An 18,751-nucleotide genomic window follows, 5' to 3' on the forward strand; every position below is an offset into this window, starting at 1 on the left:
TGCCAAGTGCGTCACAGATTTTCGACCAGTGGCTCAAGGCGCCTTTGCCGCAGCCGATAGCCTGCAGACAGGAGACCCTTTATATGTTGCCACCGATGCTCCCTCTGAGCGCTGTGCCGATCACTTCCCAGCAGGATCCGATCCGCCAGCGGCCGGACATTCCTCCGGTGGTGCCGGTGCAGGAAAGCTCCAACGAAAGCACGATCGATCTGCAAAAGCGCGATCCGGAAGAGGATCGTCTGCTGGCGCGTGAAGAACAACGCCGTCAGCAGGAGCGTGATCGACGCCGTCGCGAAGCCGACGAAGACCCGGAAGAACACCTGGCGGTGCCCGGTACCGAACTGAATGCCGACAATACCGTGCCGGTGGTGCCGCTGATGGAAGATCAGCCGCGTCAGGGCTTGTGGGTCGATATCGAGATTTGAGTCGCTGTACCGCGTGGGGCGCGCCGGCTGGTCAGCGCGCGTCTGAGGCTGCATTATTGGCGCAGTCCTGCCGCTGATGTGGCAGTTGTGATTCTTTCAAGTGATGTACTGACGCCATGAGCCAAGACGACAAACTGATTGACCTCAGCACTGAGCGCGCCAAGCGTGTGCATGACATTAAAGAGAAGCGCCTGAACGAGGTGCGCCAAGCGTTCGAACAGGCTATGCCGCTGGGAAAAGCCAAGAAAAAGTCGAAAAACAAGCCGAAAAAGCGTTGATCTCCCCCTGCATCCGTTGATGCAGGTCATTTAATTTCCCTCCTTTATCCTCCTTCGTTGCTGGTATTGATCCCGGTCAATTTGTGCGCCTGTGTGTTTGGTAACTTAGTCCCATCGCAGCAGAGCAGGGGCCAGGAGGCCAGTCATGTTTTTCGATAACGTGGTGTTTGCCGGGGTCCTGACTGTAGGGCTGATGGTTCTGTTTTTTGCAGGGTTTGGATTTTTTATCTGGAAGGATGCGAATAAGCGCAAGAAGTGATTCTTCTGGATTGATGAGCACGCAAGGCATTTTGGGGCGACTTCGGTTGCCCCTTTTTTTTGTGTCTTGGCGGCCTTTGGGCCGACCAAGTTGTGGGTGGGCTTTGTGAATATCCGTTGCTGCGGTAACGGCTGCTTAGGGTTTCGCCCTTACGGCGACTCACTTTTTTTCAAACGCCAAAAAAAGTAAGCAAAAAACGCTTGCTCCTACGTGCGGCCCGCTCGCTGGGGCTCGGGGTTCCTTCGCTGCGGGATCGATCCGGGCGCAGCGTCTACGGTTTGCTTCGCTGCACCTCCTCTCGCTGTGTTTGGCTTCGCCAAACGGTCGCTGCGCTCCCACGCCCGGATCAATCCCTCCACTCAGCCTTCCGACGTCGCTTTACAGATCAAGATCAAGAGCAGGCGAGCTGACACTCGGCCTATTGAGTGGTGAAAAGCGGGTGTTCGGCTTTGGGTTTGTGTTGGATTCGCTCCTCACCCCAGCTCTCTCCCGGTGGGAGAGGGGCCGATTTGTGTGCTTTTCAAAGCCTGAGTTCGACGCGGTACCGCACGTCGGCGTACCTCCCCCAAACACCTCGATCAGTCCCCTCTCCCTACGGGCGGTCCGACGTTTCGGGAGGGCCAGGGTGAGGGGCTTTTGATCTGTTTCAAAACCTGAGTTCAACACGGTATCGCACGTCGGCGTAGCTCTGCCAAACACCACGGTCAGTCCCCTCTCCCTACGGGCGGTCCGACGTTTCGGGAGGGCTAGGGTGAGGGGCTTTTGATCTGTTTCATAATCTGAGTTCGGCTCGGTATTTCACGTCGGCGTACTTCGCCCAAACACCTCGATCAGTCCCCTCTCCCTCCGGGAGAGGGCTAGGGTGAGGGGCTTGTGATCTGGCTTGTGATCTGGCTTGTGATCTAGCTTCGGCTCTTGATCTTTTGCCCCATCGGCAGGCCGAGCGTAGGTGTTCATCCGGGGGTAGGCGCGTAGCGCCGTGCGGCGTAGCCGCATACATCGAGAGGAGGTGCAGCGAAGCAAACCGTAGGCGATGCCCCCGGATGGACACCGTAGCGAGGGAACACTGAGCCTCAGCGAAGTGCCGTACGCCGGGGCAAAGCCTTTTGCTTACTTTTCGGCGTCTGGAAAAGTGAGTCGCTGTAAGAGCGAAACCGCCAGCGGCAGCACCCGCAGCAACGGATATGCCCCCAATCCCAAAACCCCAAACACAAAAAAAGGCGCGATCCTCTCGAATCGCGCCTTTCTCAAGTACCGCTATCTATCAACTACCCAGCGCCTTCGACGCCAGCCAGAACAACCCGGCCGACAGCGCAACCGTCGCCGGCAAGGTCAACACCCAAGCCAACAGAATGGTGCGAACCGTGCCACCCTGCAGGCCGCTCTTGTTGGCGACCATGGTGCCCGCCACGCCCGAAGACAGAACGTGAGTGGTCGACACCGGCAGGCTGAAAATATTGGCCATACCGATCAAGCTGGCAGTAGTGATCTGCGCCGACATGCCCTGGGAATAGGTCATGCCCTGCTTGCCGATCTTCTCACCGATGGTCAGCACCACGCGTTTCCAGCCAACCATGGTGCCCAGGCCCAGAGCCAGTGCGACCGCCAGAATCACCCAGAACGGGGCGTATTCGGTGGTGGTGGTCAGGTCTTTGCGCAGCTTGTCGAGGTCAGCCTTTTCACGGGCTTCCAGGCCAGGCAGCTTGCCAACCTTCTTCGCGGTGTCGTCCAGGCAGAGCAGGTAACGACGCACTTCGATGCGGCTGTCGGACGACAGCGAATGGTAGTCCGCTACGCCTTTAAGCGTGTGCAGCAGGGCGCTGATGGTCGGTTCGGTCTGCTGCGGGTTGCAGCGGAATTTCTCCGGCAGGTCGCCTTCCACGCTCTTGCCCAAGGCCGGGAATTCACCCAGCGAATCGGCGTTGCGCTGGTAGAACTGGCTCAGGTGCAGGGTCGCGTCGCGAGTGCGTTCGATCTGATAGGTGGTGCTGTTCAGGTCGAGAACGAACTGCGCAGGCACGATACCGATCAGCACCAGCATGATCAGGCCGATGCCTTTCTGGCCATCGTTGGAGCCGTGCACGAAGCTCACGGCCATCGCCGAAATCACCAGAACCAGACGGTTCCAGAACGGTGGATGCTTCTTGTCGTCGATCTTGCGGCGTTGTTCCGGTGTCTTGTGCATCTTCGACAGCGGACGCCACCACTTCAGGCCGATCAGGATCAGCGCGGCGATCAGGAAGCCGGCCATTGGCGAGAACACCAGCGAGGCGCCGATGTCGATCGCTTTTTGCCAGTTCACGCCGTCGGCCAACGGAATGTCGTTGATCAGGGCGTTGGCCAGGCCGACACCGAGGATCGAGCCGATCAGGGTGTGCGAGCTGGAAGCCGGGATACCGAAGTACCAGGTGCCCAGGTTCCAGGCGATTGCCGCGGCGAGCAACGAGAACACCATCGCCAGGCCATGGCCGGTGTTCACATTGATCAGCAGCTCAACCGGCAGCAAATGGACAATGGCATACGCCACGCCAACGCCGCCCAGCAGCACGCCGAGGAAATTGAACACACCGGAGAAGAAGACCGCCAGGTGGGGCGGCATGGCTTTGGTGTAGATAACAGTGGCTACCGCGTTAGCGGTGTCATGAAATCCATTGATGAACTCGAAGGCGAGGACAAACGTCAGGGCGAGCAAGAGGCTCACAAGCACCCAAGCATCCAGTCCGCTGAATAAATCGATCATGAAGGTTTTCTGACCCGGTCGTAAGGGGGCGCGATTATGCCAGAAAAGACTGGAAATCGATCCCCTACCTGCTCATCGGTTACACACTTCTTCCATTTAATTTGTTGCAGCGCATGAAAACCAAGCGTGCCGCATGGTTTTACAAGTGATTGATTTGCTTGATAAAAAGCTCTTTTCACAAGCGGATTTACCGATGCGCAGACGTCTCAAACGCTTGTCTGAAATATCTCTGAAACCTGTAGGACGCCCGCCCTCAGTCAGCCAGACCAGGTGATAGCCGCTGCCCGCGGGTAGCGGGCGCGCAAGGCATCGTCGTTCCACCGCGCTTGTAACCGGTGTGGACGCAAACCTTCAGAAGATCCGAAAAACGTCGCTCAAGGCTCTTCGGCTTTGAGTTCCTTTTCGATCTTTTCGATTTCCTGCTTGAAGACCTGATCCTGAACGGTAGGGCGTTTACGCCATGCTTTGCGTTCCGGTTCGGGCTGAGCGGCGTAGGTGGTGACTTCCCCGCCGTAAACTTCCTTGTAACGTTGTTCCTGGCGCTCAAGTTCCGCGCGCAGTTCGTCTTTCGTCACAGTGCTACCTGTATGAGTTGAGTTAAGTGTCTGGTGAAACGCACTGCAACGAATCGGTTGAACGGAGCCACCGCGAGTTCAACGCCCGGACAGGCATTGGTGTAAACGGTGGGGCGATCAAGACTTCCGTGTTACAGGCGGCTACGGCACCAGATAAAAACTGACGCAGCATCAGTTTCCTGTTTCAGCGAGCGCAGGCGTTGCATGAGTGATTCGCGTCAGGCGCTGGCCGGGCTGTTGGCGATGGACATCGCCGCAGCGGGTGACGACCTCCGCGATTAAAAACGAGGTGCCACTGAGCTGCATTATAGCGGTCGATTCAGGAATGACTATCTTTGCCAAGTTAAAAACGGTTCCGGATGTGTGATTGTTTTGTGACTCGCAACTTTTGTTACTAGTTGAAGTGCGTGTTGGCCCTTATTGGGTGGGTGATCTGTTTTTGGCGCCATTTAGTCGGACAACTAAAGCTGTGATTCTGATAATCGCAAAGTTTGGCTTGCCCTATAAATAGCTAGACGCCATCCCAACAGCTGATTGCGATTATCGGTCGACGGTTCGATAATCGCCCAATCTTGCAGCCCGACGCTTGTGCATTTGTCGGCGAGCCGCTTCTATAGCCCATTGATCCGTGCCGGATAAAAGGACAAGAAATGAACGATCAAATGCGCAACTCCTTCACCTCTGTGGCGCCGCCGATCGTCGCCTCGCCGGCCAAACGTATCCAGGCGCTGACCGGTGATCCGGACTTCATGACTTCGCTGGCTCGTGGTCTGGCGGTGGTGCAGGCGTTTCAGGAGCGCAAGCGCCATCTGACTATCGCCCAAATCAGCCACCGCACCGAGATTCCCCGCGCCGCCGTGCGTCGTTGCCTGCATACGCTAATCAAACTTGGCTATGCCACCACTGACGGACGCACCTATTCCTTGCTGCCCAAAGTGCTGACACTTGGCCACGCCTATCTGTCGTCGACGCCGTTGGCAGTGTCCGCTCAGCCGTACCTCGACCGCATGAGCGAACAACTGCACGAAGCCTGCAACATGGCCACGCTGGAGGGCGACGACATTCTCTACATCGCCCGCTCGGCGACCACTCAGCGGCTGATTTCGGTGGACCTGTCGGTGGGCGGTCGCCTGCCAGCGTATTGCACGTCGATGGGGCGGATTCTGCTGGCAGCACTTGATGACACCTCGCTGCGTGAATACCTCGATCACGCCGAATTGGTCGCCAAGACCAGCCGCACGATTCACACCCCCGACGCGTTGCTCGAATGCCTGCAGGAAGTGCGGCAGCAAGGCTGGTGCATCGTCGATCAGGAACTGGAACAAGGCCTGCGTTCGATTGCCGTGCCGGTCTACGACGCGTCTGGCCAGGTGGTGGCAGCGCTCAACGTCAGCACCCACGCCGGTCGCGTCAGTCGTACCGAGCTGGAGCAGCGCTTCCTGCCGGGCCTGCTCAGCGCCAGTCGCGACCTCAGTGCGCAGTTGTTTGCCTGATGAAGTGTTCGATAAACGCACAGTGTTGCGTTTATCGAATTGACGCTAAAACCCTCGGATCATTAATGTCGCGGCAGCGTCATCCGGCGCTGATGTGAATGAGCCCGCCGGACTGCCGACTCCCATAATAATGACAAGAGGCAACTCACCATGCGCATGCTCTCCGACTGTCTCCGCCCCATCCGCTGTTGCCGGGTTCACCGCAACGCCTGATCCAGACCTTCTATTCTTGTGACCGTGCCGCTCTCTGGCCGGCCGCCGTTCGACTGCGTTTTTTGCGTGGAATAAAAATAATGAACCAGCCTCAGTCCGCTGTGGGTAACTGCCTCGACGTGCAGACCTTCATCAATGCCCAACCGATCTCGCGCTATCAGTGGCGCGTGGTGATTCTGTGTTTCCTGATTGTCTTTCTCGATGGCCTCGACACCGCCGCGATGGGGTTTATTGCCCCGGCGCTGTCGCAGGATTGGGGCATCGACCGGGCCAGCCTTGGCCCGGTGATGAGTGCCGCGCTGATCGGCATGGTCTTCGGAGCACTCGGCTCTGGCCCTTTGGCTGACCGCTTCGGGCGCAAAGTGGTACTCGTTGGCGCGGTGGTTCTGTTCGGTGCCTTCAGCCTGGCGTCGGCGTACAGCAGCAACGTTGAACAGCTACTGGTGCTGCGCTTCCTGACCGGTCTGGGACTGGGGGCGGGGATGCCGAATGCCACCACACTGCTCTCGGAATACACCCCGGAGCGCAAGAAATCGCTGCTGGTAACCAGCATGTTCTGCGGTTTCAACCTCGGTATGGCCGGTGGCGGGTTTATTTCCGCCAAGCTGATTCCGGCGTTCGGCTGGCACAGTCTGCTGCTGATCGGCGGGATCCTGCCGCTGATCCTCGCCGTGGTGCTGCTGTTCTGGTTGCCGGAGTCGGCGCGTTATCTGGTGGTGCGCAATCGTGGCACGGACAAAGTGCGCAAGACCCTGGCGCCGATCGACCCGGTCACCGTCGCTCAGGCCTCGAGCTTCAGCGTACCGGAACAGAAAACCGTCAAGGCGCGCAACGTGTTCGCGGTGATCTTCTCCGGCACTTACAGCACCGGCACCTTGCTGCTGTGGCTAACCTACTTCATGGGGCTGGTGATTGTTTATCTGCTGACCAGTTGGTTGCCGACGCTGATGCGTGACAGCGGTGCGAGCATGGAGCAAGCCGCATTTATTGGCGCGTTGTTCCAGTTCGGCGGGGTGTTGAGCGCGGTCGCTGTGGGATGGGCGATGGACCGCTTCAATCCGCACAAGGTCATCGGCATTTTCTACCTGTTGGCCGGGGTGTTTGCCTACGCGGTCGGGCAGAGCCTGGGCAACATTACCTTGCTGGCGACCTTGGTGCTGGTGGCGGGGATGTGCGTGAACGGCGCGCAATCGGCGATGCCGTCGCTGGCGGCGCGGTTTTATCCGACCCAAGGGCGGGCGACCGGGGTCTCGTGGATGCTGGGCATCGGCCGCTTTGGCGCGATTCTCGGGGCGTGGATGGGCGCAACGTTGCTGGGCCTGGGCTGGAATTTCGAGCAGGTGTTGACGGCGTTGGTGATTCCGGCGGCGTTGGCCACCACGGCGGTGGTGATCAAAGGCATGGTCAGTCATGCGGATGCGACCTGAGTATCAGCGCATGATCGTTCCCACGCTCTGCGTGGGAACGCCTCAATAGACGCTCTGCGTCTGCTTTGGGACGCGGAGCGTCCCGGGCTGCATTCCCACGCGGAGCGTGGGAACGATCAATCAAAACACGAACCGATAGGCTGACAACAATCTGTTCGATAAACGAACACTCAGTCGATTATCGGATTGTTTGGCCATTTCCCCAGGCTTAATCTGCAGTGACTCCGGCGCTGAACCTCGCGCCTTTTTATCACTGGCGATTCATTACAAAAACAGGAGCCCGCTCCATGGCTGAGATCCTTTCGCTGCACGACGCGGTGAAGCAATTCGTCAACGACGGTGACACCGTCGCACTCGAAGGCTTCACTCACCTGATCCCTACGGCAGCGGGTCATGAAATCATTCGTCAGGGCAAGAAAGATCTGACGCTGGTGCGGATGACACCTGACCTGATCTACGACCAACTGATCGGCGCGGGTTGCGCACGCAAACTGATTTTCTCCTGGGGCGGCAACCCGGGCGTCGGTTCGCTGCACCGCCTGCGTGACGCGGTCGAGAAGCAATGGCCGCATGCTCTCGAAATCGAAGAGCACAGCCATGCCGACCTGGCCAATGCCTACGTCGCTGGCGCATCCGGCCTGCCGTTCGCGGTGCTGCGTGCCTATGCCGGTTCCGACCTGCCGAAGGTCAATCCACTGATCAAAACCGTGACCTGCCCGTTCACCGGTGAAGTGCTGGCGGCGGTGCCGTCGGTGCGCCCGGACGTGACCGTGATCCACGCCCAGAAAGCCGACCGCCAGGGCAACGTGCTGCTGTGGGGCATCCTCGGTGTGCAGAAAGAAGCGGCACTGGCGGCCAAACGCTGCATCGTCACCGTGGAAGAGATTGTCGACGACCTCAACGCGCCGATGAATGCCTGCGTGCTGCCGACCTGGGCCTTGAGCGCGGTCTGCCACGTACCCGGCGGCGCACATCCGTCCTACGCCCACGGTTACACCGAGCGTGACAATCGTTTCTACCAGGCGTGGGATCCGATCGCCCGTGACCGTGAGACGTTTACCGCGTGGATCAACGAATACATCCATGGCTGCGCTGACTTCAGCGCGTTCCAGGCCAAGTTGGCCGCTGCTTCGGAGGCCAAGTAATGACTTACACCACCAATGAAATGATGACCGTCGCGGCGGCCCGTCGCCTGAAGAACGGCTCGGTGTGCTTCGTCGGTATCGGCCTGCCGTCGAAAGCCGCCAACCTCGCGCGCCTGACTTCTTCGCCGGACGTGGTGCTGATCTATGAATCGGGTCCGATTGGCGCCAAGCCGAGCGTGTTGCCGCTGTCCATTGGTGACGGCGAACTCGCTGAAACCGCTGACACCGTCGTACCGACCGGTGAGATTTTTCGCTATTGGTTGCAGGGCGGACGCATTGACGTTGGTTTCCTCGGTGCTGCGCAGGTCGACCGTTTCGGCAACATCAACACCACCGTGGTTGGCGATTACTTCTCGCCGAAAGTGCGTCTGCCGGGTGCCGGTGGCGCGCCGGAAATTGCCGGTTCGGCGAAAAGCGTATTGATCATCCTTAAACAGTCGGCGCGCTCGTTTGTCGACAAGCTCGACTTCATCACCTCGGTTGGTCACGGCGAAGGCGGCGACTCGCGCAAACGTCTGGGCCTGCCGGGCGCCGGGCCTGTCGGGATCATCACCGACCTGTGCATCATGGAGCCGGAAGAAGGCACCCACGAATTCGTGGTCACCGCGCTGCACCCGGGCGTGACCCGCGAGCAAGTGGTCGCGGCCACCGGTTGGGCGATTCGTTTTGCCGAGCATGTTGAAAACACTGCTGAACCGACTGAAGTCGAACTGACTGCGCTGCGCGATCTCGAAGCGCGTACTGCCGCCGCCCACGGCCAGGCACCGGGAGAAGCATGATGCGTGACGTTTATATCTGCGACGCGATTCGCACCCCGATCGGCCGTTTCGGCGGCGGCTTGTCCGCCGTCCGCGCCGATGACCTGGCCGCTGTGCCGATCAAGGCCCTGATGGAACGCAATCCATCGGTGGACTGGAATGCCATCGACGAAGTCTTCCTCGGTTGCGCCAACCAGGCCGGCGAAGACAACCGCAACGTTGCGCGTATGGCCCTGCTGCTGGCGGGCCTGCCGGAAAGCGTACCGGGCGTGACGCTCAATCGTCTTTGCGCTTCGGGCATGGACGCGATCGGCACCGCATTCCGCGCCATCGCCAGCGGCGAGATGGAGTTGGCAATTGCCGGCGGTGTCGAGTCGATGTCCCGCGCGCCGTTCGTGATGGGCAAGGCGGACGCGGCGTTTTCGCGCAACATGAAGCTGGAAGACACCACCATCGGCTGGCGTTTCATCAACCCGTTGATGAAGGCGCAGTATGGCGTCGATGCGATGCCACAGACCGCTGACAACGTCGCCGACGACTATAAAGTGTCGCGCGCCGATCAGGACGCTTTTGCCCTGCGCAGCCAGCAACGCACTGCTGTCGCGCAGGCTGCTGGTTACTTCGCCGAAGAAATTGTTGAAGTACGGATTGCCCACAAGAAGGGCGAAACCGTAGTCAGCCAGGACGAACATCCTCGTGCCGATACCACGATCGAAGCACTGACCAAGCTGAAGCCAGTCAACGGCCCGGACAAAACTGTTACCGCCGGTAATGCTTCCGGGGTCAACGACGGTGCTGCTGCACTGATTCTCGCCTCCGCCGACGCGGTGAAAAAACATGGCCTGACCGCCCGCGCCAAAGTGCTCGGCATGGCCAGCGCTGGTGTCGCACCTCGGGTGATGGGCATCGGCCCGGTGCCGGCGGTGCGCAAATTGATCGAGCGCCTGGGCGTCGCGGTCAGCGATTTCGACGTTATCGAACTCAACGAAGCGTTTGCCAGCCAGGGTTTGGCGGTGCTGCGCGAACTGGGTCTTGCCGATGACGCTGCGCAGGTCAACCCGAACGGCGGGGCGATTGCCCTTGGTCACCCGTTGGGCATGAGCGGTGCGCGTCTGGTGCTGACCGCACTGCATCAGTTGGAAAAGACCGGTGGCAAGAAAGGTCTGGCGACCATGTGTGTCGGTGTCGGCCAAGGTCTGGCCCTGGCCATCGAACGCGTCTGACGCAAGCCGTGACGAAATAGAACAGAGGAAAGCGACATGTCTGACAAGCCTGGTTACCGTCGTCCGCAGGAAGGCACTCAGCCTGAGTACCTGCACCCGACGTATCAATCCACCAACCTGCGCTCGCCGTCCAAGCCATTGGTGTTTCTGCCGCACTCGCTGTCGGAAATCACCGGGCCGACCATCGGCGCCGAGCGCGTAGGCGACACCGATAACGACCTGACCGCCCAGCATGCAGGCGAGCCGCAGGGCGAACGCATCATCATTCACGGCCGCGTGCTCGACGAAAACGGTCTGCCGGTGCCGGGGATTCTGGTGGAGATCTGGCAGGCCAACGCTGCCGGCCGCTATAACCACAAGCGCGACCTGCACGACGCGCCGCTGGACCCGAACTTCACCGGTACCGGCCGCACCGTCACCGACGCCGATGGCTGGTATCAGTTCCAGACCATCAAGCCCGGCGCCTACCCTTGGGGTAACCACCACAACGCCTGGCGCCCGGCGCATATCCACTTCTCGCTGTTCGGGCCGAGCATCCTCACGCGTCTGGTCACGCAAATGTATTTCCCGGGCGATCCGCTGCTGGCCTACGACCCGATCTACAACTGCGTGCCGGACACCTCGGCCAAGGAACGCCTGATCGCCAGTTTCGATCTGGAAAAAACCATTCCGTCCTACGCCCTCGGTTATCGCTGGGACATCGTGCTGCGCGGGCGTGAAGCCACGCCGATGGAGAAATAAGATGACGCTGACTGCGACCACGTCCCACACCGTCGGGCCGTACTACCACATCGGCCTGACTTGGCTGAACCGTGAAGACCTCACCGTCGAGCAAACCCTTGGCGAGCGCGTGGCAATTACCGGGCAAGTGGTGGATGGCAACGGCGATGTCGTCAACGACGCCATGCTCGAAGTCTGGCAGGCCAACGCTGCCGGCAAATACGACCACCCGGAAGACGAGCAGGACAAACCGCTCGATCCGCACTTTGAAGGTTTTGGCCGGGTGCCGGTGGACGCTGAAGGGCGCTTCCGTTTCACCACGATCAAACCGGGCACGGTTGAGGGCCTGAAAGGTTCGACCCAGGCGCCGCATCTGGTGGTGCTGGTGTTTGCCCGCGGGTTGGTGAAGCACTTGCTGACGCGGATCTACTTTGAGGGCGAGCCGGCCAACGTTGATGATCCATTGCTGGAATGTGTGCCGGCTGAACGTCGTAGTACGTTGCTGGCCAAGCAGGATGCCTCGGGTGTTTACCAGTGGAATGTGATTCTGCAGGGCACCGACGCCGAGACGGTGTTCTTCGATTATTAAAATCAAAAGATCGCAGCCTTCGGCAGCACCTACATGATCGTTCCCACGCTCTGCGTGGGAATGCCGCCATGGACGCTCCGCGTCCACTGTGACGCGGAGCGTCACCGGATGCGTTACCACGCGGAGCGTGGGAACGACCGATGTAGGATGTGGAACGGGACTGTTGCAAAGTATGTCTAGACTCTCACTGTCCCTATCGAGTGAAAAACAATGACAACGACCACCTCCCATTACACCGGTGAAGAGCGCAGCAAGCGCATCTTTGCCATTGTCGGCGCCTCGTCTGGCAACCTCGTCGAATGGTTCGACTTCTACGTCTACGCCTTCTGCGCGATCTATTTCGCCCCGGCGTTCTTCCCCTCCGACAACCCGACGGTGCAACTGGTCAATACCGCTGGCGTGTTCGCCGCCGGCTTCCTGATGCGCCCGATTGGTGGCTGGATTTTCGGCCGGGTCGCCGACAAGCACGGGCGCAAGAATTCGATGCTCATCTCGATTCTGATGATGTGCTTCGGCTCGTTGCTGATTGCCTGCTTGCCAACCTATAAGGACATCGGCGTCTGGGCACCGGTCCTGCTGTTGTTCGCGCGCTTGCTGCAAGGCCTGTCGGTCGGCGGCGAGTACGGCACCACCGCGACCTATATGAGCGAAGTTGCCCTCAAGGGCCAGCGTGGATTTTTCGCCTCGTTCCAGTACGTGACCCTGATCGGCGGACAACTGCTGGCGGTGTCGCTGGTGGTGGTCCTGCAGCAATTCCTCACCGAAGAAGACCTGCGTGCCTACGGCTGGCGGATTCCGTTTGTGGTCGGTGCGGTGGCGGCGCTGATTTCGCTGTTCCTGCGTCGCAGCCTGAAAGAAACCACCAACAAGGAAACCCGCGCGCATAAAGACGCTGGCAGCATCAGCGCACTGTTCCGCGATCACAAAGCCGCGTTCATCACCGTGCTCGGTTACACCGCCGGTGGTTCGCTGATTTTCTACACCTTCACTACCTACATGCAGAAGTACCTGGTCAACACCGCCGGCATGCACGCCAAGACCGCGAGCTACATCATGACCGGTGCGCTGTTCCTGTATATGTGCATGCAGCCGCTGTTCGGCATGCTTGCCGACAAGATCGGCCGACGTAACTCGATGCTCTGGTTCGGCGCGCTCGGTACGCTGTTCACCGTGCCGATTCTGTTGAGCCTGAAAAGCGTCAGCAGTCCGTTCCTCGCGTTTGTATTGATCACCGTGGCGCTGGCGATTGTCAGTTTCTACACCTCGATCAGCGGCCTGGTAAAAGCCGAAATGTTCCCGCCGGAAGTCCGTGCACTTGGCGTTGGTCTCGCCTATGCGGTGGCGAACGCGATCTTCGGCGGTTCGGCGGAATTCGTCGCCCTGAGCCTGAAGAACATCGGCATGGAAAACTCCTTCTACTGGTACGTTACGGCCATGATGGCGATCGCCTTCCTGTTCAGTCTGCGCTTGCCGAAACAGGCGGCGTATTTGCACCACGATCTTTAACCCGAAGTGCGCGGGTCGTCACGGCCCGCGCCGGCAAGGACTGTTTATGACTCAGCGACCGGGCAATCAATTGTTCGATGCCTATTTCACTGCCCGCGATATGCGTGAGGTGTTCTGCGATCAGGGCCGCGTGCAGGCCATGCTCGACTTCGAAGCCGCGTTGGCCCGGGCCGAGGCGCGGGTCGGATTGATTCCAGCCTCCGCTGTGGCACCGATTGCGGCGGCATGCAGCGCTGGTCTGTATGACTTCGCGGCGCTGGGCGAGGCGATCGCCACGGCCGGCAATTCGGCGATTCCGCTGGTCAAGGCATTGGGCAAGCAGATTGCTGCCCGCGACGCTGAAGCCGAACGTTATGTGCATTTGGGCGCGACCAGTCAGGACGTGATGGATTCCGGACTGGTGTTGCAATTGCGTCAGGCGCTTGAGTTGATCGAGAACGATCTCGCGCAACTCGCTGATTCCCTCGCGATCCAGGCGCAACGTCATGCGGCGACGCCGTTGGCCGGGCGCACGTGGCTACAACATGCGACACCGGTAACCCTCGGCATGAAAATCGCCGGATGGCTGGGCGCTGTGACTCGCAGCCGTCAGCGCTTGCGTGAACTCAAGCCGCGTTTGCTGGTGCTGCAATTCGGTGGCGCTTCCGGAACCCTCGCCGCGTTGGGCGAACAGGCCTTGCCGATTGCCGAAGCGCTGGCTGAAGAACTGCAACTGACCTTGCCGGAACAGCCGTGGCACACCCAGCGTGATCGCGTGGTCGAGTTCGGCGCGGTGCTGGGTTTGATCGCCGGCAGCCTGGGCAAATTCGGCCGCGACATCAGCCTGTTGATGCAGACTGAAGCGGCTGAGGTGTTCGAGCCATCGGCACCGGGCAAGGGTGGTTCGTCGACCATGCCGCACAAACGCAACCCGGTGGGCGCGGCGGTGTTGATCGGCGCAGCGACGCGGGTGCCGGGTCTGGTCTCGACGCTGTTCAGCGCGATGCCCCAGGAGCACGAGCGCAGCCTCGGTCTGTGGCATGCCGAATGGGAAACCCTGCCGGAGATTTGCTGCCTCGTTTCCGGTTCGCTGCAACAGGCACGCTTGCTCGCCGACGGTCTGGAAGTCGACGCCGCACGCATGGCCCGCAACCTCGAATTGACTCAGGGGCTGGTGTTGGCCGAAGCCGTCAGCATCGTCCTTGCCCAGCGTGTCGGCCGCGACGCCGCGCATCACCTGCTCGAACAATGCTGCAAACGCGCGGTGGCCGAGCAGCGCCATTTGCGCGCCGTGCTCGGTGACGAACCGCAAGTCACCGCCGAGTTGAGCAGCGCTGAACTCGATCAACTTTTGAACCCCGCTCATTACCTCGGCCAGGCAAAAACCTGGGTCGAGCGCGCGGTGGCCGAACACAACGCATTGTCTGTCTGAAAGGAGAGGGCTGTGGCTTTCGTTCAACTCGCCGATGGCGAACTGCATTATCAAATCGAGGGCCCGGTCGATGCGCCGGTGCTGGTGCTCTCCAACTCGCTAGGCACTGATCTGCACATGTGGGACGCGCAGATGCCGGCGTTTACCGAGCATTTTCGCGTGCTGCGTTTCGATACCCGGGGCCACGGCAAATCGCTGGTGACGCCGGGGCCTTACAGCATCGAGCAGCTCGGTCACGACGTGCTCGGCTTGCTGGATGCGCTGCACATCGAGCGTGCGCATTTCTGCGGGCTGTCGATGGGAGGCCTGATCGGTCAGTGGCTGGGGATCAATGCCGGGCATCGGCTGCACAAGCTGATCGTCTGCAACACCGCGGCAAAGATCGGCGATCCGTCGGTGTGGAATCCACGCATCGAAACCGTGCTGCGTGACGGTGCGGCAGCGATGGTGGCCCTGCGTGATGCTTCGATTGCCCGCTGGTTTACCCCGGACTTTTCGGCGGCGCATCCGGCAGCGGCCAAGCAGATTACCGACATGCTCGCGGCGACGTCGCCGCAAGGTTATGCGGCTAACTGCGCAGCGGTGCGTGATGCCGATTTCCGTGAGCAACTGGCGTCGATCAACGTGCCGTTGCTGGTGATCGCCGGCACTGAAGATGCGGTGACGCCGCCGGCCGGTGGGCATTTCATTGAGGAGCATGTACGCGGCGCCGAATACGCCGAGTTCTATGCGGCGCATCTGTCAAACGTGCAGGCTGGCGCGGACTTCAGTGATCGTGTGTTAGCGTTTTTGCGGGCTAAGTGAGGAAGTTTTTGTGGACGAGAAACAACGTTACGACGACGGCATGCAGGTACGCCGCGCGGTGTTGGGCGATGCGCATGTCGATCGCAGCCTGACCACGCTGACCGAGTTCAACTCGGAGTTTCAGGAAATGATCACCCGGCATGCGTGGGGCGATATCTGGACGCGACCGGGCTTGCCTCGGCACACGCGCAGTTTGATCACTATCGCCATGCTGATCGGCATGAACCGCGAGGGCGAGCTCAAACTGCACCTGCGTGCGGCAGCCAATAACGGCGTGAGCCGGGGTGAGATCAAGGAAGTGATCATGCAGAGTGCGATTTACTGCGGGATTCCGGCGGCGAATGCCACTTTCCATCTGGCGGAGTCGGTGTGGGACGAACTGGGTGTTGAATCCAGGGATTGATGGCGCCAGAAATTACGCCTTCGCGAGCAAGCTCGCTCCCACAGGGAAATGCATTCCAATGTGGGAGCGAGCTTGCTCGCGAAGGGGGCAGACGCCGTTGCGCATCAATCAGCACAACTCATTCAAACCGTGGCAACGATGAATATCCGCTTGAACGCAAACAACGTATGCCCATCCCCCTCCTGCGGATAATGCTTATGCACCCGCATCAGGTAGTGATAGATAAACCGCGCCTGTTCCGCTGAATCCAGCGCCTGCACCACCGGCCGCAGCGCCGAGACCTTCACCCAGTCATAAATTGGCGATTTGCCGTCAACCACCTGCAACTGCTCGGTCTCCCAGATATCCAGCGACGTGGTCATGGGCGCGAGCAAACGGTAGTAATCCTCCAGTGCCAACAACGGCCGCGCGGCCATGCGCTGGCGCAGTTCAGGTGTGCCCATTGGCGTGCCGCCGGGGCCGCCATTTTCGAGAGTGTCGAGCATCAGCCGATACCACAGCGCATCGCGCCAGTCGGGCATGTGCGCCGCCAGACAGCCGCCCGGGTTGAGATAACCCAGCAGGTGCGGCAACAGCGTTTCATGGCCATCGATAAAGTGCAGCACGGCGGCGGCGAGCAGTAGATCTGCCGGTTGCTCCGGTTGCCAATCGAGCAGATCGCAGTGTTTCCACGATGCCCTGAGCGGCAGACAGCGCGCTTCTGCGAGCATCTGTGCCGAGCTGTCGATCCCCTGCAACTGCGCGCGCGGCCAGCGTTTGGCCAACAACTGCGTGGCAATGCCGGTGCCGCAGCCCAGGTCGTAAATGCGTTGAGGATTTGGCAGGTCAACACGGTCGAGCAATTCATTGACCGGGCGTTGCCTGAGACGGGAAAACTGCTGGTACGCCTTGGCGTCCCAGTCGGGTGTTGCAAGACGAGAGATCATTGAGGTGGTCCTCCAGTGATCGATGGTGTCTTCCGATGACAACCTGGCTCCCAGCTTGAGGACCGACTACGACGACGGAAGCGGAAAGGTGAAGCACCTGACTCCTTCAGGTTTTGTCACTTTATCTGTCGGCCGGCAAAGTGCCACTTCTCCCGACAAGTGGCGCAGATTCAAATTTAGGAGTGAGCCTGCTCGCGATAGCAGTGTGTCAGTCACCTTAAATGTCACTGACACACCGCTATCGCGAGCAGGCTCACTCCTACAGTTTGAAAGCGGTGTTTAGAGGAGGCTGATCGGGTAGCTAACGATGAGGCGGTTCTCGTCGAACTCGTTATTGCTGAAGTCCCGGCGCATGGTCGAGTTGCGCCATCTGACGTTCAGATCCTTCAGCGCGCCGCTCTGCACGGTGTAGCCCAGTTCCGATTCGCGGCCCCATTCCTTGCCGTCGGTGATCGTCCCGGTGTGCACGTTGTCGCCGCTGATATAGCGGTTCATCAGCGTCAGGCCGGGGATGCCCAGCGCGACGAAGTTGTAGTCATGGCGTACTTGCCAGGAACGTTCCTGCGCGTTGTCGTAGCTGGCGTTGTAGCTGTCGTTGGCCAACGTGCCGCCGCTGGTGCCGTTGACGCGCATCCACGCGCTGTCGCCGGTGAGTTTCTGCAGGCCGACGTAGAAGGTGTTGCCGCCGTACTTCGCCGAGAACATCCCCGACCAGGTTTTGTTGTCGAGGTCGCCGGCGCGGGCGCTGCCATCGTCCTTGCCGTAGAAGAAGCCGAGGTTGGCGCCCAGCGTCCAGTCGCCCAGCGGCTGGCTGTGGATCAGGTTGACGTATTGCTGGCTGTAGATGTCCTTGAGTTCGGCGTTCCACAGGCCGATCTGTGTGCGTTTTTCGTTGAAAACGTATTCACCGCCCTGAAAGTTGAAGCGATCAGAGGTGAACGCCGCTTTGCCGGTCATCGACATGTCGCTCATGCTGCTGTCATCGCGCGGGCTGTTGGCGCGGAACTGGCCGCCGTAGAGGGTCAGGCCGTCGATTTCTTTGGACGTGATCTGCCCGCCACGGAAGGTCTGTGGCAATGAGCGGCCATCGTCCGAACGCAGGATCGGCAGCACCGGCATCCACTCGCCGACCTTCACTTCGGTCTGCGAAAGCTTGGCTTTGAAAGCGACGTTGGTGCGGCCGAAGTTGTCCGCCGGACGACCGTCATGGTCCAGCGGCAGCAACTGGGTGCCGCCGGTGCCTTTACCGCCATCAAGCTTTACCGAATACAGGCCCAGCACGTCCATGCCGAAGCCGATGGTGCCTTGGGTGAAGCCGGACTTGGCGTCGAGGATAAAGCTCTGCGTCCACTCTTCAGCCTTGCCCTGAGCCTTGGTCGGGTTGGTGAAGTTACGGTTGATGTAGAAGTTGCGCAGGTTGAGGTTGACCTTGGCGCCCTCGATGAAACCGGCTTCTTCGGCCGCTGCGGGCAGCGCCGCGCCGGCCAGGGCCAGGGCGATCAGGCCGGGAATTGCGTAAGGCGCAGGGGAGGTTGTCATGGGCTCGGGTCTCTCTTGTTTTTTTAAGGCGAACAGGTGCGCTGACACCGGTTTTCGGGGTGCAGACATGAAAAGTGTTCAGAGGTGAAACGACGGCAATCAGCCGGACGGGGCAGGGCGCGGGAGCATGGTGTCGAACCTGTTGTTATTGGTTTTGTGGAGCGAATGGTGCGGGGCGCGGATGTTTTGATTCAATTGGTAAAAGCGGGTTTTGGGCGATTATCGAACGCAAGATTCAGTTGGGTTTTATGGTGTCTGTGAGGGCCTCTTCGCGAGCAAGCTCGCTCCCACATTTGGAATGCGTTCCCCTGTGGGAG

General features: G+C 60.0%; 18 protein-coding genes. 14 read left to right on the forward strand and 4 right to left on the reverse strand.

What is annotated here, in order from left to right; translation table 11 throughout:
- Positions 1-83: 83 nt before the first annotated feature.
- From AB4O11_RS15005 to ccoM, 3 genes are all read left to right on the forward strand, one after another.
- Entirely contained in the window at positions 84-425 is a 342-nt protein-coding gene (locus tag AB4O11_RS15005) for a hypothetical protein (RefSeq protein ID WP_003222394.1), read from the forward strand.
- Positions 426-541: 116 nt separating this feature from the next.
- Entirely contained in the window at positions 542-703 is a 162-nt protein-coding gene (locus AB4O11_RS15010) for a hypothetical protein (RefSeq protein WP_007918490.1), read from the forward strand.
- Between the two features lie 145 nt (positions 704-848).
- Positions 849-962 carry a cytochrome c oxidase subunit CcoM gene (gene ccoM, locus AB4O11_RS15015; protein ID WP_003222396.1) on the forward strand — a complete coding sequence of 38 codons (114 nt, stop codon included), beginning with the start codon at positions 849-851 and terminating at the stop codon, positions 960-962.
- Between the two features lie 1,264 nt (positions 963-2,226).
- On the opposite strand, the gene AB4O11_RS15020 is transcribed toward ccoM, so the two are convergent.
- A complete protein-coding gene (locus AB4O11_RS15020; RefSeq protein WP_460127326.1) occupies positions 2,227-3,702 on the reverse strand; it encodes an inorganic phosphate transporter in 1,476 nt (491 codons plus the stop codon).
- A gap of 374 nt (positions 3,703-4,076) precedes the next feature.
- Complete coding sequence (locus AB4O11_RS15025; RefSeq protein WP_008080067.1) at positions 4,077-4,277, reverse strand: hypothetical protein; 201 nt, start codon at positions 4,275-4,277, stop codon at positions 4,077-4,079.
- A 650-nt stretch (positions 4,278-4,927) separates the two neighbouring features.
- On the opposite strand from AB4O11_RS15025, the gene pcaR reads away from it, so the two are divergent.
- The 11 genes from pcaR to pcaC all read left to right on the forward strand — a co-directional run bounded on the left by pcaR (position 4,928) and on the right by pcaC (position 15,969).
- Positions 4,928-5,770 carry a pca regulon transcriptional regulator PcaR gene (gene pcaR, locus AB4O11_RS15030; RefSeq protein WP_007917109.1) on the forward strand — a complete coding sequence of 281 codons (843 nt, stop codon included), beginning with the start codon at positions 4,928-4,930 and terminating at the stop codon, positions 5,768-5,770.
- A 293-nt stretch (positions 5,771-6,063) separates the two neighbouring features.
- Complete coding sequence (locus AB4O11_RS15035; protein ID WP_093438668.1) at positions 6,064-7,410, forward strand: 4-hydroxybenzoate transporter PcaK; 1,347 nt, start codon at positions 6,064-6,066, stop codon at positions 7,408-7,410.
- A 287-nt stretch (positions 7,411-7,697) separates the two neighbouring features.
- The gene (locus tag AB4O11_RS15040; protein WP_099758203.1) at positions 7,698-8,555 is read left to right on the forward strand and encodes a CoA transferase subunit A; all 858 of its coding nucleotides are present in this window, start codon (positions 7,698-7,700) and stop codon (positions 8,553-8,555) included.
- Complete coding sequence (locus tag AB4O11_RS15045) at positions 8,555-9,334, forward strand: CoA-transferase subunit beta (protein ID WP_064393051.1); 780 nt, start codon at positions 8,555-8,557, stop codon at positions 9,332-9,334. Before AB4O11_RS15040 ends, AB4O11_RS15045 begins: the two co-directional genes overlap by 1 nt.
- Positions 9,331-10,536 (forward strand): 3-oxoadipyl-CoA thiolase, encoded by a 1,206-nt coding sequence (gene pcaF / locus AB4O11_RS15050; protein WP_175559655.1) that lies wholly within the window; start codon positions 9,331-9,333, stop codon positions 10,534-10,536. Before AB4O11_RS15045 ends, pcaF begins: the two co-directional genes overlap by 4 nt.
- A gap of 36 nt (positions 10,537-10,572) precedes the next feature.
- A complete protein-coding gene (gene pcaH, locus AB4O11_RS15055) occupies positions 10,573-11,277 on the forward strand; it encodes a protocatechuate 3,4-dioxygenase subunit beta (protein WP_093438659.1) in 705 nt (234 codons plus the stop codon).
- A 1-nt stretch (position 11,278) separates the two neighbouring features.
- The gene (pcaG, locus tag AB4O11_RS15060; RefSeq protein WP_150792567.1) at positions 11,279-11,845 is read left to right on the forward strand and encodes a protocatechuate 3,4-dioxygenase subunit alpha; all 567 of its coding nucleotides are present in this window, start codon (positions 11,279-11,281) and stop codon (positions 11,843-11,845) included.
- Positions 11,846-12,055: 210 nt separating this feature from the next.
- On the forward strand, positions 12,056-13,351 hold the full coding sequence (locus AB4O11_RS15065) for an MFS family transporter (protein ID WP_095049154.1): 1,296 nt from the start codon (positions 12,056-12,058) through the stop codon (positions 13,349-13,351).
- Positions 13,352-13,397: 46 nt separating this feature from the next.
- The gene (locus AB4O11_RS15070) at positions 13,398-14,762 is read left to right on the forward strand and encodes a 3-carboxy-cis,cis-muconate cycloisomerase (RefSeq protein ID WP_320337421.1); all 1,365 of its coding nucleotides are present in this window, start codon (positions 13,398-13,400) and stop codon (positions 14,760-14,762) included.
- Between the two features lie 12 nt (positions 14,763-14,774).
- Positions 14,775-15,566: a 3-oxoadipate enol-lactonase gene (gene pcaD / locus AB4O11_RS15075; RefSeq protein ID WP_460127327.1), complete on the forward strand. Its 792-nt coding sequence runs from the start codon at positions 14,775-14,777 to the stop codon at positions 15,564-15,566.
- Between the two features lie 10 nt (positions 15,567-15,576).
- On the forward strand, positions 15,577-15,969 hold the full coding sequence (gene pcaC, locus AB4O11_RS15080) for a 4-carboxymuconolactone decarboxylase (RefSeq protein WP_007957838.1): 393 nt from the start codon (positions 15,577-15,579) through the stop codon (positions 15,967-15,969).
- 122 nt (positions 15,970-16,091) lie between these two features.
- Here pcaC and AB4O11_RS15085 read toward each other — a convergent pair whose 3' ends face one another.
- Positions 16,092-16,895, reverse strand: a complete 804-nt coding sequence (locus AB4O11_RS15085) for a methyltransferase domain-containing protein (RefSeq protein ID WP_460127328.1) — start codon at positions 16,893-16,895, stop codon at positions 16,092-16,094.
- Between the two features lie 279 nt (positions 16,896-17,174).
- Positions 17,175-18,434, reverse strand: coding sequence for an OprD family porin (locus tag AB4O11_RS15090; protein ID WP_460127329.1), 1,260 nt, complete (start codon positions 18,432-18,434; stop codon positions 17,175-17,177).
- Positions 18,435-18,751: the final 317 nt, after the last annotated feature.

It is taken from the genome of Pseudomonas sp. H1_D05, from assembly GCF_054682705.1.

Bases quoted from the DNA above. Each gene is read 5' to 3' on its own strand.
- AB4O11_RS15005 (WP_003222394.1), top strand. From the start codon at position 84: ATGTTGCCACCGATGCTCCCTCTGAGCGCTGTGCCGATCACTTCCCAG.
- AB4O11_RS15010 (WP_007918490.1), top strand. From the start codon at position 542: ATGAGCCAAGACGACAAACTGATTGACCTCAGCACTGAGCGCGCCAAG.
- ccoM (WP_003222396.1), top strand. From the start codon at position 849: ATGTTTTTCGATAACGTGGTGTTTGCCGGGGTCCTGACTGTAGGGCTG.
- AB4O11_RS15020 (WP_460127326.1), bottom strand. From the start codon at position 3,702: ATGATCGATTTATTCAGCGGACTGGATGCTTGGGTGCTTGTGAGCCTC.
- pcaR (WP_007917109.1), top strand. From the start codon at position 4,928: ATGAACGATCAAATGCGCAACTCCTTCACCTCTGTGGCGCCGCCGATC.
- AB4O11_RS15035 (WP_093438668.1), top strand. From the start codon at position 6,064: ATGAACCAGCCTCAGTCCGCTGTGGGTAACTGCCTCGACGTGCAGACC.
- AB4O11_RS15040 (WP_099758203.1), top strand. From the start codon at position 7,698: ATGGCTGAGATCCTTTCGCTGCACGACGCGGTGAAGCAATTCGTCAAC.
- AB4O11_RS15045 (WP_064393051.1), top strand. From the start codon at position 8,555: ATGACTTACACCACCAATGAAATGATGACCGTCGCGGCGGCCCGTCGC.
- pcaF (WP_175559655.1), top strand. From the start codon at position 9,331: ATGATGCGTGACGTTTATATCTGCGACGCGATTCGCACCCCGATCGGC.
- pcaH (WP_093438659.1), top strand. From the start codon at position 10,573: ATGTCTGACAAGCCTGGTTACCGTCGTCCGCAGGAAGGCACTCAGCCT.
- pcaG (WP_150792567.1), top strand. From the start codon at position 11,279: ATGACGCTGACTGCGACCACGTCCCACACCGTCGGGCCGTACTACCAC.
- AB4O11_RS15065 (WP_095049154.1), top strand. From the start codon at position 12,056: ATGACAACGACCACCTCCCATTACACCGGTGAAGAGCGCAGCAAGCGC.
- AB4O11_RS15070 (WP_320337421.1), top strand. From the start codon at position 13,398: ATGACTCAGCGACCGGGCAATCAATTGTTCGATGCCTATTTCACTGCC.
- AB4O11_RS15085 (WP_460127328.1), bottom strand. From the start codon at position 16,895: ATGATCTCTCGTCTTGCAACACCCGACTGGGACGCCAAGGCGTACCAG.
- AB4O11_RS15090 (WP_460127329.1), bottom strand. From the start codon at position 18,434: ATGACAACCTCCCCTGCGCCTTACGCAATTCCCGGCCTGATCGCCCTG.